Genomic DNA, 16,006 nt, shown 5'->3' with positions numbered 1-16,006 from the left:
GTCGGACGCGCTACTTACCGCCCTCGGTCGGCACGACCTGCGTGGGCTGGTAACTCGCGCCCGTCACGTCCACGCCGGCGGCCTTCAACTGATCGAGAGCCTTCGTGACGTACTCGCTGGTGTAGGCGTCGGCACCCGGGTCCTTGGTGAGCACCGTCGCGCCCTCGGCGTTCTTGGTGCTCTTGGCGATCGACACCGTGCGATCCCACGCGGTCTTGTCGATGGCGCCGATCCCCGCGGGCGAGGGCCAGATCAGCTTGTTCACCTCGTTGATCTGCCATTGCTGGTGTCCCGCACCGAGAGTCGCGCCGGCGGCCACCGTGATGTCGCGGCACTTGTCGAGATTGTCACGGCAGAACGCCCAGCCCTCGAGCGAGGCAGCCAGGAACTTGACCGTCTGGTCCTGGTATTCGCTGTCCTGCAGCTTCTCGGTGTTGGCCCACAGCGCGTCCTGCAGCATGGCCACGCCCTCGGCGTTCCAGTCGATGGTGCTGAAATCGTCTGCCGTGTAGAGCTTTCCGGTAGCCGGGTTCTTCGTTTCGAGCAGCTGCGCGTACTCGTTGTAGGACATGGCCTGGGCGGCGGCGATGTCCTTGGCGAGGAAGGCGTTCATGTCGAACTGCTGCTGGACCAGTTTCACGTCCTTCGCCGGGTCGATGCCCGCCTTGGTCATGCCGGCGAAGAGCTCGAATTCGTTGCCGTAGCCCCAGTTTCCGACCGTTTTGCCGCGCAGCGCGGCGGGTCCGGCGATGTTGTCGGCCTTGAACGAGACCTGCATAGTGCCCGACTTCTGGAAGATCTGCGCGATCTCGGTGATCCCGGCGCCTGCCTCGCGCGAGGCGAGGGCCTTGGGCACCCACGCGACCGCGTAGTCGGCCTGGCCCTGGGCGAGCACCGTCTGCGGCACGATGTCGGTGCCCCCGTCGAGGATCTCGACCGACAGGCCCTGCTCCTTGTAGAAGCCCTGGTCCACCGCGGCCAGGTAGCCCGCGAACTGCCCCTGCTTGAACCATTGCAGCTGCAAGGTCACCTTGGTGAGGCCGTCGGCGGTGGTCTCAGAGCCACTGTCGGTGGTACTACAGCCGGTCAGCGCGGCGGCGGCCACGGCGGCCGCGGCCACCGCGCCGGCCAACCGGAGTGCGGTTGTGCTCATGGATGGATCTCCCTCATCGGATCGTGGACAGCAGTGGGGTTCGGGGTCGGCGGGTGAGTTGTTCGAGCAGCAACACTGCTGCCAGGAAGACGAGGCCCACGCACATCGCACCGACGACGTAGGCCCAGGCCCGCGGATAGGCGGTATTGGCCGCGGCGGAGGTGATCCGGCTGCCGAGCCCGTTCTGCAGGCCGCCGAAGTACTCGGCGATGACGGCCGCGATGACCGCGCCGGGTGCGGCGATCCGCAGGCCCGTGAACAGGTGCGGCAGCGCGGCGGGCAGGCGCACGGTGCGGGTGATCTGCCAGCCCGACGCGGCGTAGGAGGTCATCAGGTCGGCCTGCACCTTGGGCACCTGACGCAATCCGCGCGCGGTGCTCACGAAGACCGGGAAGAACACGACAATCGTGACGACGAGACGTCGCGGTGTCTCAGTGGTCGTCGAGTACATCGAGTTCAGCAGCGGTGCCAGCGCCACGATCGGCACTGCCGCGGCCGCCGCGGCCAGCGGGGTGAGCAGCCCGTCGATCAGGGTGAATCGCACCGCGAGCACGGCGGCGGCCAGGCCGAGCACCGTCCCGGCGACGAACCCGATCAGCGCGTTCGTACCGGTGGCGAGGGAGGCGTCCAGGATCCGGCCCGCGTTCGCACCGAACTGGGCGGCGATCGCGCTCGGCGCGGGCAGCAGGAACGAGGGCACGCCCGCCACCACGGTGAGCACCTGCCAGAGCGCGAGCACGACGACACCGACCAGCAGGGGCGGCAGCCAGGTCTTCATCACAGCTCCCGTCCGGCCACGGCCGTGTCGTCGGGTTCGCCACGCAGTGCCGCCCGCACGGCGGCCACGGCGCCGAAGAACTCGGTCGACGCCCGAACATCGTTGCCCGACTGGCGATCCCAGCCACCGGTCGACACGATGTCGCTGATCCGGCCGGGTCGCGCGGAGAGCACCACCACCCGGTCCGACAGGTACACCGCTTCGGGAATCGAGTGGGTGACGAACACGACGGCGGCACCGGTCTCCCCCGCGATCCGCAGCAACTCGCCCTGCATGCGTTCTCGGGTCATCTCGTCGAGCGCACCGAACGGTTCGTCCATCAGCAGCAGCGAGGGCTTGCGGGCCAGCGCGCGGGCGATGGCGACGCGTTGTTGCATACCGCCGGACAGTTGGGCCGGATATCGGTCGGCGAACTCGCTGAGCCCGGCCATGGCGAGCAGTTCGGCGCTGCGTGCCCTGCGCTGGGTCTTCGACACCTTGTGCAACTCGAGTGGCAGCTCGACATTGGCTGCGACAGTGCGCCATTCGAGCAGCCCGGCCTGCTGGAACGCGATGCCGTAGTCCTGGTCGATCCGGGCCTGCCGCGCGGGCTTACCGTGCACGGTGACGGTGCCGCTGCTCGGCGTCTCGAGGTCGGCGATGATCCGCAGCAGGGTGGACTTGCCACAGCCGGAAGGTCCGATGAGCGAGACGAATTCGCCTGCCGCGACGGTGAGGGAAACATCGGACAGAGCCGTCACCGCACCGGCGGCGAAGACCTTGCCCAGGTGGCTCAGCTCCACCGCGGCCGAGACCGGCGACACCGGACTGTCGGGTTCAGTGACCGTGGTAGTCATCAGTACTTCTTCCTGAAGCGTTGTCGTGGAGAGTGTCTCGGCGGCGCTCATCAGCCCTCGCTCGAAGCGCCCGTGCCCGGCGGGTGGCTGTAGCGCCGCAACGCCAGCTCCACCAGGCCGACCAGCGCGGTGAGGACGACGCCGAGCAGTGCGGCGGCGAAAACGGCAGCGTAGAGCCGCGCCGAGTCACCGGTGGCCTGCTGGGAGAACACGATGATCTGTCGTCCGATCCCGCCCGCGGTGCCGGTCGAGATCTCGGCCACGACCGCACCGATCACCGCCGCCGCGGCGGCCAGGCGCAGCGCGGGAATCAAGGACGGGACCGCGGCGGGAAAGCGCAAGCGCGTCAACGTCGCCCACCAACCGGCCGAGCAACTGCGCATCAGTTCGACCGAGGCCGCCGACGGTGACTGCAATCCGCGCAGCATCCCGACGGCGATCGGGAAGAACGCCAGGTAGGCCGCGATCACCACGATGCTCATCCACGGCCGCCACGGCTCACCGCCGATGGACAGTTTGCCGCCCCACGCCGCCACCAGCGGGGCCAGCGCGATGAGTGGAACCGTCTGGGAGAGAACCACATACGGCAGCAACCCGCGTTCCAGCCAGCCGAACCGCTGCATCGCGACGGCAAGTGCCACGCCGACCGCGGCGCCGAGCAGTAGCGCGAGCAACGACAGTCCCAGCGTGAACATCGCTGTGCGCAAAAGTGTTTCGCCGACGGTGCCCTTGCCGTCCGGTTCACCGAGCACGGTGAACACGGCCCAGACATGCGGGAGTGCGCCATCGCTGGTTCGCGGGAGCACTCGGGTACCGCCGATACTCACGCCGTCGGCGGGCACCAGCACCTTCACCAGCTCCCAGATCACCGCCACGAGGACGAACGCGCCGACCCCGTAGGCCGCGCGCAGCATCCGGGTGCGCGCCGGGGTCGACGCTCGGATCTTCGGTGGGACGACGGCGGTGGCCGGATCGATGGTCGCCGTGGTCACCGCCGCTCTCCTGCCCGGCGCTGCACCCGCCGGTGCCCGGCGAGCGCGGCGGCGAAACCCAGCCCGACGACGCCGATCGTGTACGCCGCCCACAGCATCGCGAGATCGATGGTCATGAGTGCTGCGCCTCCTTGGTCGCGGTGACCGGCTGATGCAGGCGCGGCAGAATCTGCTCGCCGTATGCGTCGAGGGTGGCCGTCTTGGCGTCGTGCTGCAGGTACACCGCGAACTGGTCGACGCCGAGCTGCTCGAGCTCCCACAGGCGGGCGAGTTGTTCGTCGGGTGTCCCGATCAGGCAGAACCGGTCGACGATCTCATCGGGCACGAAATCGGCGTGTGTGTTGCCGGCCCGCCCGTGCTGGTTGTAGTCGTAGCCCTGTCTGCCCGCGATGTAGTCGGTGAGCGCTGCCGGAACATCGCCGCCCGCACCGTATTTCGTGACGATGTCGGCCACGTGGTTGCCGACCATGCCGCCGAACCACCGGCACTGGTCGCGGGCATGTGCCAGCGCGTCGGCCGATCCGTCGGTGACGTAGGCAGGCGCGGCGACACAGATCTGCACCGACAGCGGATCACGCCCGGCCGCCTCGGCCGCCGCACGCACCTTGGCGATGGTCCAGGCGGTGATGTCGGGATCGGCGAGCTGCAGGATGAACCCGTCGGCGACCTGCCCGGTGAGTTCGAGCGCCTTGGGCCCGTACCCGGCCACCCACACCTCGAGTCGCGAATCGGCGGCCCACGGAAAACGCACCTCGGTGTCGCCGATCCGGGCGCTGCGGCCGTTGGCGAGTTCCCTGATCACTTCGACCGACGCACGCAGGGTGGCCAGGGTTGTCGGCTTGCCGCCGAGGGTACGGATCGCCGAGTCGCCGCGACCGATACCGCAGACCGTGCGGTTGCCGAACATCTCGTTGAGCGTGGCGAAGGTGGACGCGGTCACCGTCTGGTCCCGGGTGGCCGGATTGGTGACCATCGGACCGACGATCACCTTGCGGGTGGCGGCCAGGATCTGGCTGTAGATCACGTAGGGCTCCTGCCAGAGCAGGTGCGAGTCGAAGGTCCACACATGCGAGAACCCATGGGTCTCGGCCACTCTGGCCAGTTCGATCACCCGCGAGGCAGGTGGTGTGCACTGCAGGACCACACCGATGTCCATGGGTACTCTCCGTTTCGAAAAGTCGGGGTCCTACAGGAGGTTCTGCGCGAGGCCGCGCCGGATGAACCGGCCGTGCCCGGCGCGACCGTGATAGGCACCGTCATCGACGATCACCTTGCCGCGCGACAGGACCGTGTCGACGTGTCCGTCGATCTCGAAGCCCTCCCAGGCGGAGTGATCCATGTTCATGTGATGGGCTTTTCCGAGCCCGATGCTGGTGTGCCCGTTGGGGTCATAGATCACGACATCGGCATCGGCCCCCGGACTGATCACGCCTTTGCGCGGGTACATGCCGAACATCCGGGCCGGGGTGGTGCAGCACACCTCCACCCACCGTTCGAGGGAGATCCGCCCGTCCTTGACGCCCTGGAACAGCAGATCCATCCGGTGCTCGACACCGCCGATCCCGTTGGGGATCTTGCTGAAATCGCCGACGCCGAGCTCTTTCTGGTCTTTCATGCAGAACGGGCAGTGGTCGGTGCTGACCGCGGTGACATCACCGGTGCGGATGAAGCGCCACAGCTCGTCCTGATGCCCCTCGGCGCGCGAGCGCAGCGGCGTCGAGCAGACCCACTTGGCGCCCTCGAAACCCGGTGCGCCGAGCTGTTCTTCGAGCGAAAGGTACAGGTACTGCGGGCAGGTCTCGGCGAAGACGTTCTGGCCGTTGCCGCGCGCCGTGGCGATCTGTTCCATCGCCTGCTTGGCCGACACGTGCACCACATACAGGGGCGCACCGGTCAACTGCGCCAACATGATCGCGCGATGGGTGGCCTCCTCTTCCATCTGCCACGGACGGCTCGTGCCGTGGAAGTAGGGCGAGGTGTCGCCGCGTGCGATGGCCTGTTCGACCAGGACATCGATGGCGATGCCGTTCTCCGCGTGCATCATCATCAACGCGCCGAGATCACCCGCGGACTGCATGGCGCGCAGGATCTGGCCGTCGTCGGAGTAGAAGACACCCGGATAGGCCATGAACAGCTTGAAGCTCGTCACGCCTTCGCTGACGAGTTCGCTCATCCCTTTCAGGGATTCGTCGTTGACCTCGCCGATGATCTGGTGGAACCCGTAGTCGATCGCGCACTGCCCGGCGGCCTTGCCATGCCATTCGGCGAGGGTGTCCTGCACCCGCTGGCCCGGCTTCTGCACGGCGAAGTCGACGATCGTGGTGGTGCCGCCCCAGGCCGCGGCCCTGGTACCGGTTTCGAAGGTGTCACTGGCCTCGGTGCCGCCGAACGGCAACTGCATGTGCGTGTGGCCGTCGACGCCGCCGGGGATCACATACTTGCCGGTCGCGTCGATCACCGTGTCGGCGTCGGCCGCCAGATCGGCACCGATCGCGGTCGAACCCGGTTGCAGGACAGCGACAATAGTCTCGTCATCGATCAGCACGTCGAGTAGCTGGGACCCGGTGGCGCTCACCACCGTCCCGCCGTGGATGAAGGTGCGCATCAGGGGTTCACCAACGTTGCGTAGGCATCAGGACGGCGGTCACGATAGAACGCCCAGCGCTCGCGAACGATCTTGATCAGATCCATATCAAGATCACGAACAACCAATTCCGGCGAGGTATCGGAGGCGACCTCGCCGACGAACTTGCCCTCGGGGTCGACGAAATAGCTCGTACCGTAGAAGTCGTCGTCGCCGTATTCGCTCTCGATACCGACCCGGTTGATCGCGCCGATGTAATACTCGTTGGCCACCGCGGAGGCGGGCTGCTCGAGTTTCCACAGATAACTGGAAAGCCCCCTCGACGTCGCCGACGGATTGAACACGATTTCCGCGCCCGCGAGGCCGAGCGCCCGCCAGCCCTCCGGGAAATGGCGGTCGTAACAGATATAGACGCCCACCTTGCCGACCGCCGTATCGAATACCGGCCAGCCCAGATTGCCCGGCCGGAAGTAGAACTTCTCCCAGAACCCGGTCACCTGCGGGATGTGGTGTTTGCGGTATTTGCCCAGGTAGGAGCCATCGGCATCGATCACCGCCGCCGTGTTGTAGAGCAGCCCGTCCATCTCGCGCTCGTACACCGGCAGCACCATCACCATGTTCAGCTCGGCGGCCAATGCCGCGAACCGTTCCGTCGTCGGGCCGGGCACCGATTCGGCGTACTCGTAGAACTTGGCGTCTTGTCGCTGGCAGAAATACGGGCCGTAGAACAACTCCTGGAAACAGATCACCTGCGCGCCCTGCGCCGCCGCCTCCCGTGCGTAGTCCTCGTGAACCTTGATCATTGATTCTTTGTCGCCGGCCCAGGTGGTCTGAACGAGCGCCGCTCTAACGATTCCCATGCTTTGTTATACTGCACCTACAACTGATTCCGTTGTGTTACAAGAGTGCGGAAACAGTTTCAATGCCGTAAACCTTGGCGACGCCCTCGGATCGGCCGCGCACGACCCCGCAGAATGGGCCCATGACCGAAGCCTCGCCGACCGCACTTCCCGCGGACTTCGCCGGGGACCTCGACGAACGAACCGCTGCCGGAATCGCCGCCGCCATCGGGCGCCGAATCCGTTCCGGCGCACTGACACCCGGTACCCGGCTACCCACCGTGCGTGAGGTCGCCCGCGAACTGCGGGTCTCCCCCGCGACCGTCAGCCAGGCGTGGCGTGCGCTGGCCGCGACCGGCGCGATCACCGCACGTGGGCGGGCGGGCACTTTCGTCGGGGAGCAGCAGCAAGCACCGATCGGCCGGTATCAGCGTCTGCATTCGCACTCCGACAACGCTTTTCGCGTCGATCTGTCCCGCGGCACCCCCGACCCCGCGCTCCTGCCCGATCTCGCGGCCGCGCTGAACGCACTGTCCCGTGATACCGCGCCGGGTGATCTCTCCGCGCACTACCTGGGCGAGGCGGTGCTGCCCGACCTCGCCGAAATCCTGCGCGCCGACTGGCCGTGGCCGTGCGAACGGCTCACCGTCCTCGACGGCGCCCTCGACGCGGTGGACCGACTCCTCGCCGCACACGTGCGCTTCGGTGATCCGGTGATCGTGGAGGACCCGTGCTTTCCGCCGTTCCTCGACCTACTGGCCCGCCTCGGTGCCCGGCCGATCCCGGTTCGACTCGACGAATCCGGTTTCCGCCCTGAGGAATTCGCCCGGGCTTTCGACGGACCGGCGCCGCGGGCAGTGATCCTGCAGCCCCGCGCCAACAACCCGACCGGCGCTTCGCTCGGCGCCGCCAGAGTGCGCGAACTGGCCGCTCTGCTCGACCCGCATCCAGCGCTGATCATCGAGGACGACCACTCCGCCGGCATCGCGACAACACCGCTGCGATCGCTGGCCGCGCGCTTCCCCGATCGCGGGGTCTACATCCGCTCCTACTCCAAGTCCCACGGAGCCGACCTGCGTCTGGCCGTCGCCGGTGGGCCCGCGGCACTGCTCGATCCGGTGGTCGAACGCCGGATGCTCGGACCCGGCTGGTCAAGTCGACTGCTGCAGCGCGTCCTGTTGACGATGCTCCACGACGCCGATGCCCGCGCCACCGTGGCGGGTGCGCGCTTGGAGTACCGCAGGCGCGCCACCGTGCTGCGCCGTGCGCTCGCCCGCCACGACGTCGCCGTGGCCGCGGGCGACGGCATCAACCTCTGGCTCCCGGTCTCCGACGAGAACGCCGCCATGATCAGCCTCGCCGCGGCGGGGATCAAGGCCGCGCCCGGCGGCCCGTTCGAAGCGGGCGAGCGCCCTGCCACCGACCACCTGCGCCTGACCCTGGGCGCCCTCGGCGACACCGACATCGCCTGGCTGGCCACCGAACTCGCCGCCGCGGCCACCGCTACCCCGACCTACCGACGCATCCGCCGTTCCTGACTCGACGACGACGCCCGGTCCCACCGCTGGATCAGCCACCGCCGGTACCCGAGCCCGGCAACCGCACGGCTGTCTTCCGCCGGGTCCTGCATCGCCGAGACCGATCACCCGAACGTGCTGACCCCTGACCTGCGCCGTCGCGCACCGGTACGGCAGAATGGACCACTGCCCATCACCAGGAGATACCGCTGTCCACCATCACATGGACCCGAGACCACGGCAGCCACACCGCTGCCTGGCACTCGGAGAACGGCGCGCCCGCGCCGCGAACCGTCACCACGGCCGACGACAGCCTTTCGGCCGATCACGCCTACCGCCGCATCAAGGCAGGCGAAGCGCTGCTGTGGCGGGGCGACTACAACAACGGCCGCCAACTGCTGTCGGCGCTCGGCCGTCGCGCCGACCGGAAACGTAGCGGGCAGACGCCCGCCGGGAGTGGTCTCGGCGCGCTCTACGAACACGAGCGGGTCACCCGGCGCACGCGCGCGAGCATTCTCGGCAGCCTGCTGATCGAACTCGACGCGAACAACGACCTCGATCTGCGTCGAGCGCCCGACGTCCGGGCAGCGTGCGAGGCGGCCTACGGTCGGGCGAACGCCCCGCGGGTGGTCGCGTTCACCGAACTGCTCGGCGTCCTGAGCGCCTACCGGTGGCAGGAACAGGGCGTCGAGGTGCCCGCACTCGGTACGCGCGTGTACCCCAGCTACGGCGTGTTCTCCCCCACCCGGAGCGAATACGTCGATCTCGTCGCCGACGCGCCACTCGATCCCGAGGTGCGCACCGCGTTCGATCTCGGCACCGGCACCGGTGTGCTGGCCGTTCTGCTCGCCAAGCGCGGTGTCCCGGAGATCGTCGCCACCGATATCAATCCACGGGCCCTGCGCTGCGCGAAGGACAATGCCGAACGCCTCGGCTACGGCCGGTCGATCGCCGTGACCGGCCCCGCCCTCTATCCGCCCGGCCGCGCCGATCTCGTGGTGTGCAACCCGCCGTGGCTGCCCGGCGTCCCCACCTCCGACCTGGAACGTGGTGTCTACGACCAGGATCAGTCGATGCTCACCGGGTTCGCCCGTGACCTGCGCGCACACCTCACCCCGCGCGGTGAGGGCTGGCTGGTGCTCTCCGACCTGGCCGAACTGCTCGGCCTGCGCACCGCCGACCACATCCCGCGCCTGCTCGACGCGGCGGGGCTTTACACCATGGGCAAAATCACCACCCGTCCCCGCCACCCGCGCGCCACCGATCGCGACGACCCACTCGCCGCCGCCCGCACCGCGGAAACCACCACTTTGTGGCGACTGCGGGCGCGGTAGCCGACTCCATTACACGACGAGCAGCACCGGATCCTGTGGTCTCTCCCCACACGGACCGGTGCGGCTGGCAGGATGCGCGGTACATCGTCCGGCAGCACCCGTTTCGAGGAGATCCCGCCAAGGTGACCAGCATTTCGCCCGACCGTCCCGTCCTTCGCGCGCTCTTCGGCGTCGGCATCGCCGCAGCCGCCCTGGTCGCATTCGCGCCCGCCGCGCAGACCGCGCCGAAGCAGCAGGCAGTGATCCCCGGCTGCACGCCCGCCGCGCCCGGACAGCCCAACGGCAAGCAGTGGCCGACCGAGCCCGCGCTCACCGTCGACACCGCCGCGAGCCACACCGCCACCCTCGAAACCACCTGCGGCACAGTCTCGATCGCGCTCGACGCCGCGGCGGCCCCGCGCACGGTGAACTCGTTCGCCTTCCTGGCGAGCGAGGGCTACTTCGACCACACCCGCTGCCACCGGCTCACCACCCAGGGCATCTTCGTGCTCCAGTGCGGTGACCCCACCGCGACCGGCATGGGCGGCCCCGGTTACAAGTTCGGCGACGAGAACCTCGCGGGCGCGGTCTACCCGGCGGGCACCGTCGCGATGGCCAACGCGGGCCCCGGCACCAACGGTAGCCAGTTCTTCCTGGTCTACGCCGACACCCAGCTGCCGCCGAACTACACGCCCTTCGGCACCATCACCGCGGGCATGGACGCGCTCGCCAAGGTCGCGAAGGCCGGAGTCGCGGGCGGTGGCGCCGACGGCACCCCCGTGGCCGACGTGGTGTTCAACGCCGTGACCATCACGCAGGGCTGATCAACGGCCGAGGGCCGCGTCTCCCGGCTGGGAGACGCGGCCCTCGGCGTTACGGCTGGTTCGATCAGCCCGCGCTGATCGAGCTGAACAGGTTCTGGATGGTCTGCAGGATGATTTCGGTAAGCAATTCAGCGGCGGAACCGGCCATGTCAACGCTCCTCGTAGGGTCCTCATCAGGTGAAACGTACAAGTGAAGCGTGCCCTATTCACATAGTTTCGCGCAGCGTTTTCGAGGAAAAAAGGTGAACGGAACCGCGAAGGCCGCGCCCCCGCCGGGACGCGGCCTTCGTAGATCGTGACTACAGGTACTGACCCGTATTCGACTCGGTGTCGATCGCCCGGCTGGCCGAGGCGTTCTTGCCCGTGACGAGCGTGCGGATGTAGACGATCCGCTCGCCCTTCTTGCCCGAGATCCGGGCCCAGTCATCGGGATTGGTGGTGTTGGGCAGGTCCTCGTTCTCGGCGAACTCGTCGACGATCGAGTCGAACAGGTGCTGGATCCGCAGACCCGGGTTACCCGTGTCGAGCACCGACTTGATCGCGTACTTCTTCGCCCGGTCAACGATGTTCTGGATCATCGCGCCGGAGTTGAAGTCCTTGAAGTACAGGACTTCCTTGTCACCGTTGGCGTAGGTGACCTCCAGGAACCGGTTGTCGTCGCTCTCGGCGTACATCCGCTCGACGACCTTCTCGATCATCGCCTCGACGCACGCCTGCTTGTCGCCGTCGAACTCGCGCAGATCGCTCTCGTGCAGCGGCAGCGTCTCGGTGAGGTACTTCGAGAAGATGTCCTGCGCCGACTCCGCGTCGGGGCGCTCGATCTTGATCTTCACATCGAGGCGGCCCGGCCGCAGGATCGCGGGGTCGATCATGTCCTCGCGGTTGGACGCGCCGATCACGATGACGTTCTCGAGCCCCTCCACTCCGTCGATCTCCGAAAGCAGCTGCGGTACAACGGTGGTCTCCACATCGGAGGAGACACCCGAGCCACGGGTGCGGAAGATCGAGTCCATCTCGTCGAAGAACACGATCACCGGGGTGCCCTCGGACGCCTTCTCGCGCGCCCGCTGGAAGATGATCCGGATGTGGCGCTCGGTCTCACCGACGAACTTGTTGAGCAGCTCGGGGCCCTTGATGTTGAGGAAGAACGACTTGGCTTCCTTGGCATCCTGACCACGTGACTCGGCGATCTTCTTGGCGAGGGAGTTGGCCACCGCCTTGGCGATCAGCGTCTTACCGCATCCGGGCGGACCGTAGAGCAGCACACCCTTGGGTGGGCGAAGTGCGTACTCGCGGAACAGGTCCTTGTGCAGGAACGGCAGTTCCACCGCATCGCGGATCTGTTCGATCTGGCGGCCGAGGCCACCGATGTCGGTGTAGTCGACATCGGGAACCTCTTCCAGCACAAGGTCTTCGACCTCGGCCTTGGGGACCCGCTCGAACGCGAAGCCCGCCTTGCTGTCGACCAGCAGCGAATCACCGGGACGCAGTTTGCGAATCGGCGAATCGGGGTCTGCCATGTCGTCGTATTCGGCGATCTTGGACAGCGGACCCGACAGCCACACCACCCGCTCTTCGTCGGCGTGGCCGACCACGAGGGCGCGCCTGCCGTCGTCGAGAATCTCACGCAGCGTGCCGATTTCGCCGATGGCGTCGAAATTTCCGGCCTCGACGACGGTGAGTGCCTCGTTGAGGCGCACCGTCTGGCCGTATTCCAGTGCGTCGGCGTCGATATTGGGCGAGCAGGTGAGCCGCATCTTGCGGCCGGAGGTGAAGACGTCGACCGTTTGGTCCTCGTAGACTCCGATCACGATGCCGTAGCCGCTGGGCGGCTGGCCCAGGCGATCGACTTCCTCACGCAGCGCGATCAGTTGCTGGCGCGCCTCTTTGAGCGTGTCCATCAACTTGCCGTTGCGGATGGTCAGCGAATCGATCCTGGCTTCCAATTCGCGTGCGCGATCCGGCGAATCGGCGAGTTGTCTGCGAAGAGCAGCCGCCTCGGCACGTACCGCCTCGAGCTCTCGCCAGGCCGCCGAATCCGAATTCTCGTTGGGGCTCATGATGCTGCTCCTCCCAGTCCCGGTCTATCAACGCTACCGGGCGCGGTCCGTTCTCGCTTTCCGACATGGTTTCGTCGTGATCACATCTTGTACGGTCGGTACGACATCAACCACATATTTGCACCTGTTAGGCTCCCCTAACACCCCGTACGGGGCACTCGCCCACCGAGTCGAAAGGTTCGCTGCAAGCATGCACCTTCCTCCCCGCACGATCCGTGTCACCGTCGCCACCGCCGCCGCGGCGCTCGCCGTCACCGTCGGACTGACCGGCTGCGGCTCCGACGATTCCTCGACGACTGCCACCACGAGCAGTACCAGTATCGCGGCCGCTCCGTCCAGCGTTTCGGCAACTCCGGCACCTTCCGGTGACAACGCCGCCGCCCCCACCGCCGATTCCCTGAAGGCGACGCTCATCAAGTTCGCCGATCCGGCGGTATCCACCGACGACAAGGCGAAACTGATCGTCGGCGGCGATGCGCGCAAGTCCAACATCGATCAGATGAACGGCATGCTCGCCGGTTACACCCTGACCTTCGCCGTCGACAACGTCGCCACCAGCGGCAACACTGCCACCGCCGATGTGACGATCACCTCTCCGCACGGCACCGCGCCCTCGTTCCCGATGACCTGGGAGCAGGACGGCGGCACCTGGAAGCTCTCGAACACCAGCGGCTGTCTGCTGCTCGGCTTCGCACAGGCTCCCTGCACGCCCGCCTGACGGATCGGCACCACCCGAACGATCCGCAAGTACCACCGAGGCGGTGAAGCCGCCCTACGAGGCACGTAGGCCATCAAGATCACCGCGTTGACACGGCCCAGGATGGTTCGCCTCCCCACGCTCGAGTAGTTCCACCCGGTGGGCGGGTAGTTCCGCGCTGGGTGTGTGGCGCGAATTCTGCGATCGTCTGTGCCATGAGCGTTGTTCCCAGTGTCGCGACGGTTGCCGCGAACACCCCGGCCGATCGTGACCGGTTCCTCGATCTGCTGCGCATCGCGTCGCTGGTAATCGTTGTCGTCGGCCACTGCCTGATGCTGACCGTGTCGGTATCGGGCACCGAGGTGCGCTTCGGCAATGTGCTGGCCGACCTGCCGGCGCTGCAGCCGCTCACCTGGGTGCTGCAGGTGCTTCCGCTGTTCTTCTTCGCCGGGGTGGCCGCGGGTGCGCGTGGCATCGGGCCCGGGACATCGTGGGGCGCTTGGCTTTTCCGGCGTACCCAGCGGCTGGTGCGACCGCTCGGATATTTCGTGGCCGCCTCGGCGGCGCTGGTGGTCGTGGCCGACTTCGTGCTCGCGCCGGGCTGGCATCGTCCGCTCGCGGTGACGAGTGTGCAGCTGCTGTGGTTTCTCGGGATGTATCTGGCGGTGCTGGCGTGTGTGCCGTTGCTCGCGACGTATGTCACCAGTCGTCGTCGGTTGTTCGTCGCGGTAGCGATGATCGTGGGTGTCACGGCGGTCGTCGACGCGGTGCGGCTCACCGGTGGACCTGCTGCGCTCGGCTATCTGAATTTTCTCGTCTGGCTGGTGCCGGCGGTACTCGGGATCGGGTATCTGCGCGCGCTGCTGACCCGGCGGACCGCGGCGGTGCTGGCCTGTGTGGTCCTCGTCGCCGACGTGGGGCTGGTGCTGATCGGCCCGTACGAGGCGAGCCTGGTCACCGTGCCCGGTCAGCGATTGTCGAATCTGGCGCCGCCGTCGCTGCTGCTGGCCGGGCACGCGGTGATGCTGTGCTGTGCCGCCATCGCGGTGGCGCCCTGGCTGGGCCGCGTTGCCGCGCGCCCGCGGGTCTGGTGGTTGACGGTTATCGGCAACACCGGCGCCATGACGCTGTATCTGTGGCACATGCCCGCGCTGCTCACCGTGCTCGTGCTCAGCCACCTGGTGGGAGTAGACCGAACCGCGCCGGGCGAACCCGGGTTCTGGCTGCTCACGGCCGTTCAGCTGCTCGCGACCACCACACTCACCGGCGTCCTGTTCCTCGCGCTGCGCGGCTTGGAGAACACTCCCCTGCGCTGGTGGGACGGACCGGTTGCCGCGGTGCGCGGGGCCCGCTCGGCCGCTGTCGTGCTCGCTGTGATCGCGGCCGGGCTCGCGATCCTGCAAGCCACTCGCGGGGGGCTCACCCCGGACGGTTGGACCTGGTTCGCAGGCGGTGCGGCGGCATTGCTCGCCGCCCGCCTGCTCACCCGGGTGTGATCAGCCCTTGGACGGACGCCGCTGCGGCTTGGGCGTGACGGTGCCCTCGGCCAGGCGCCGCGCGCTCACCAGGAACGCGGTGTGGCCCTGCATCCGGTGCTCGGGGCGCACGGCCAGGCCGACGACGTGCCAGCCACGCACCATCGACTCCCACGAGCGGGGTTCGGTCCAGCATTCCTGCTCACGCAGCGCCTCGACCACCTTGGACAGCTGGGTGACGGTGGCGACGTAGACCACCAGCACACCACCGGGAACCAGCGCCTTCGACACCGCGGGCAGCGCGTCCCACGGCGCGAGCATGTCGAGCACGACGCGGTCGACCTGCGGGCCCTCGTACTCGGCCACATCGGCGATGGTGATGGACCAGTTCGGCGGGCGTTCGCCGAAGAAGGTCTCCACATTGCGGACAGCGTGTTCGGCGTGGTCGTCACGGATCTCGTAGGAGATCACCTCACCCTCGGGGCCGACCGCGCGCAGCAGCGAGCAGGTCAGCGCACCCGAACCGGCACCGGCTTCCAGGACCCTGGCACCGGGGAACACGTCCCCCTCGTGCACGATCTGGGCAGCGTCCTTGGGGTAGATCACGGCGGCACCGCGGGGCATCGACAGCACGTAGTCGGTGAGCAGCGGGCGAAGGGCCAGATACGGGGTGCCGTTGACCGACTTCACCACGGTGCCCTCGTCGTTGCCGATGAGGTCGTCGTGCTTGATGCCGCCGCGATGGGTATGGAATTCCTTACCCTCCTCCAACACCACCGTGAAGAGGCGACCTTTGCCGTCGGTCAGCTGCACGCGGTCCCCGACAGCGAATGGGCCCGTTCGTCTGGCCGTCAATGTATCTCCGTTCTCCGTTGGAGTGACCAGCCTGCCAGGTTCGACGGCACCGACCAGAACAGGGTGAGGCGAACAATCGGTGT

At 67.5% G+C, this 16,006-nt stretch carries 14 protein-coding genes; 5 read left to right on the top strand and 9 right to left on the bottom strand.

The window, feature by feature from the left end; translation table 11 throughout:
* Positions 1 to 10 precede the first annotated feature (10 nt).
* The 7 genes from ACLJPD_RS14020 to ACLJPD_RS13990 form a co-directional block, all read right to left on the bottom strand.
* The gene (locus ACLJPD_RS14020) at positions 11 to 1,153 is read right to left on the bottom strand and encodes an ABC transporter substrate-binding protein (protein ID WP_410872515.1); all 1,143 of its coding nucleotides are present in this window, start codon (positions 1,151 to 1,153) and stop codon (positions 11 to 13) included.
* A gap of 13 nt (positions 1,154 to 1,166) precedes the next feature.
* The gene (locus ACLJPD_RS14015; RefSeq protein ID WP_410872514.1) at positions 1,167 to 1,931 is read right to left on the bottom strand and encodes an ABC transporter permease; all 765 of its coding nucleotides are present in this window, start codon (positions 1,929 to 1,931) and stop codon (positions 1,167 to 1,169) included.
* Positions 1,931 to 2,767: an ABC transporter ATP-binding protein gene (locus ACLJPD_RS14010; protein ID WP_410872513.1), complete on the bottom strand. Its 837-nt coding sequence runs from the start codon at positions 2,765 to 2,767 to the stop codon at positions 1,931 to 1,933. Before ACLJPD_RS14010 ends, ACLJPD_RS14015 begins: the two co-directional genes overlap by 1 nt.
* Positions 2,768 to 2,817: 50 nt before the next feature.
* Positions 2,818 to 3,759, bottom strand: coding sequence for an ABC transporter permease (locus tag ACLJPD_RS14005; RefSeq protein WP_410872512.1), 942 nt, complete (start codon positions 3,757 to 3,759; stop codon positions 2,818 to 2,820).
* A 112-nt stretch (positions 3,760 to 3,871) separates the two neighbouring features.
* Complete coding sequence (locus ACLJPD_RS14000) at positions 3,872 to 4,915, bottom strand: TIGR03842 family LLM class F420-dependent oxidoreductase (protein ID WP_410872511.1); 1,044 nt, start codon at positions 4,913 to 4,915, stop codon at positions 3,872 to 3,874.
* Positions 4,916 to 4,945: 30 nt separating this feature from the next.
* Positions 4,946 to 6,364 (bottom strand): dihydropyrimidinase, encoded by a 1,419-nt coding sequence (gene hydA / locus ACLJPD_RS13995; protein WP_410872510.1) that lies wholly within the window; start codon positions 6,362 to 6,364, stop codon positions 4,946 to 4,948.
* A complete protein-coding gene (locus ACLJPD_RS13990) occupies positions 6,364 to 7,203 on the bottom strand; it encodes a nitrilase-related carbon-nitrogen hydrolase (RefSeq protein WP_410872509.1) in 840 nt (279 codons plus the stop codon). Before ACLJPD_RS13990 ends, hydA begins: the two co-directional genes overlap by 1 nt.
* Positions 7,204 to 7,325: 122 nt before the next feature.
* On the opposite strand from ACLJPD_RS13990, the gene ACLJPD_RS13985 reads away from it, so the two are divergent.
* The 3 genes from ACLJPD_RS13985 to ACLJPD_RS13975 all read left to right on the top strand — a co-directional run bounded on the left by ACLJPD_RS13985 (position 7,326) and on the right by ACLJPD_RS13975 (position 10,836).
* Complete coding sequence (locus ACLJPD_RS13985) at positions 7,326 to 8,720, top strand: aminotransferase class I/II-fold pyridoxal phosphate-dependent enzyme (RefSeq protein ID WP_410872508.1); 1,395 nt, start codon at positions 7,326 to 7,328, stop codon at positions 8,718 to 8,720.
* 605 nt (positions 8,721 to 9,325) lie between these two features.
* A complete protein-coding gene (locus tag ACLJPD_RS13980) occupies positions 9,326 to 10,033 on the top strand; it encodes a methyltransferase (protein ID WP_410872507.1) in 708 nt (235 codons plus the stop codon).
* A gap of 122 nt (positions 10,034 to 10,155) precedes the next feature.
* On the top strand, positions 10,156 to 10,836 hold the full coding sequence (locus ACLJPD_RS13975; protein WP_410872506.1) for a peptidylprolyl isomerase: 681 nt from the start codon (positions 10,156 to 10,158) through the stop codon (positions 10,834 to 10,836).
* Positions 10,837 to 11,135: 299 nt separating this feature from the next.
* On the opposite strand, the gene arc is transcribed toward ACLJPD_RS13975, so the two are convergent.
* Entirely contained in the window at positions 11,136 to 12,896 is a 1,761-nt protein-coding gene (arc, locus tag ACLJPD_RS13970; protein ID WP_410872505.1) for a proteasome ATPase, read from the bottom strand.
* A 190-nt stretch (positions 12,897 to 13,086) separates the two neighbouring features.
* On the opposite strand from arc, the gene ACLJPD_RS13965 reads away from it, so the two are divergent.
* Positions 13,087 to 13,614, top strand: a complete 528-nt coding sequence (locus ACLJPD_RS13965; protein ID WP_410872504.1) for a hypothetical protein — start codon at positions 13,087 to 13,089, stop codon at positions 13,612 to 13,614.
* A gap of 194 nt (positions 13,615 to 13,808) precedes the next feature.
* Positions 13,809 to 15,089: an acyltransferase family protein gene (locus ACLJPD_RS13960; protein WP_410872503.1), complete on the top strand. Its 1,281-nt coding sequence runs from the start codon at positions 13,809 to 13,811 to the stop codon at positions 15,087 to 15,089.
* Here the strand turns inward: ACLJPD_RS13960 and ACLJPD_RS13955 are convergent, their stop codons facing one another.
* Positions 15,090 to 15,923 (bottom strand): tRNA (adenine-N1)-methyltransferase, encoded by an 834-nt coding sequence (locus ACLJPD_RS13955; protein WP_410872502.1) that lies wholly within the window; start codon positions 15,921 to 15,923, stop codon positions 15,090 to 15,092.
* Between the last annotated feature and the right edge of the window lie 83 nt (positions 15,924 to 16,006).

Origin of the sequence: Nocardia sp. A7, from assembly GCF_046549215.1 — a bacterium.
Classification (GTDB): Bacteria; Actinomycetota; Actinomycetes; order Mycobacteriales; family Mycobacteriaceae; genus Nocardia.
Note: the sequence above shows the minus strand (reverse complement) of the source record. Positions and strands in the feature narration are given on the sequence as shown.

Bases quoted from the DNA above. Each gene is read 5' to 3' on its own strand.
- ACLJPD_RS14020 (WP_410872515.1), bottom strand. From the start codon at position 1,153: ATGAGCACAACCGCACTCCGGTTGGCCGGCGCGGTGGCCGCGGCCGCC.
- ACLJPD_RS14015 (WP_410872514.1), bottom strand. From the start codon at position 1,931: ATGAAGACCTGGCTGCCGCCCCTGCTGGTCGGTGTCGTCGTGCTCGCG.
- ACLJPD_RS14010 (WP_410872513.1), bottom strand. From the start codon at position 2,767: ATGACTACCACGGTCACTGAACCCGACAGTCCGGTGTCGCCGGTCTCG.
- ACLJPD_RS14000 (WP_410872511.1), bottom strand. From the start codon at position 4,915: ATGGACATCGGTGTGGTCCTGCAGTGCACACCACCTGCCTCGCGGGTG.
- hydA (WP_410872510.1), bottom strand. From the start codon at position 6,364: ATGCGCACCTTCATCCACGGCGGGACGGTGGTGAGCGCCACCGGGTCC.
- ACLJPD_RS13990 (WP_410872509.1), bottom strand. From the start codon at position 7,203: ATGGGAATCGTTAGAGCGGCGCTCGTTCAGACCACCTGGGCCGGCGAC.
- ACLJPD_RS13985 (WP_410872508.1), top strand. From the start codon at position 7,326: ATGACCGAAGCCTCGCCGACCGCACTTCCCGCGGACTTCGCCGGGGAC.
- arc (WP_410872505.1), bottom strand. From the start codon at position 12,896: ATGAGCCCCAACGAGAATTCGGATTCGGCGGCCTGGCGAGAGCTCGAG.
- ACLJPD_RS13965 (WP_410872504.1), top strand. From the start codon at position 13,087: ATGCACCTTCCTCCCCGCACGATCCGTGTCACCGTCGCCACCGCCGCC.
- ACLJPD_RS13960 (WP_410872503.1), top strand. From the start codon at position 13,809: ATGAGCGTTGTTCCCAGTGTCGCGACGGTTGCCGCGAACACCCCGGCC.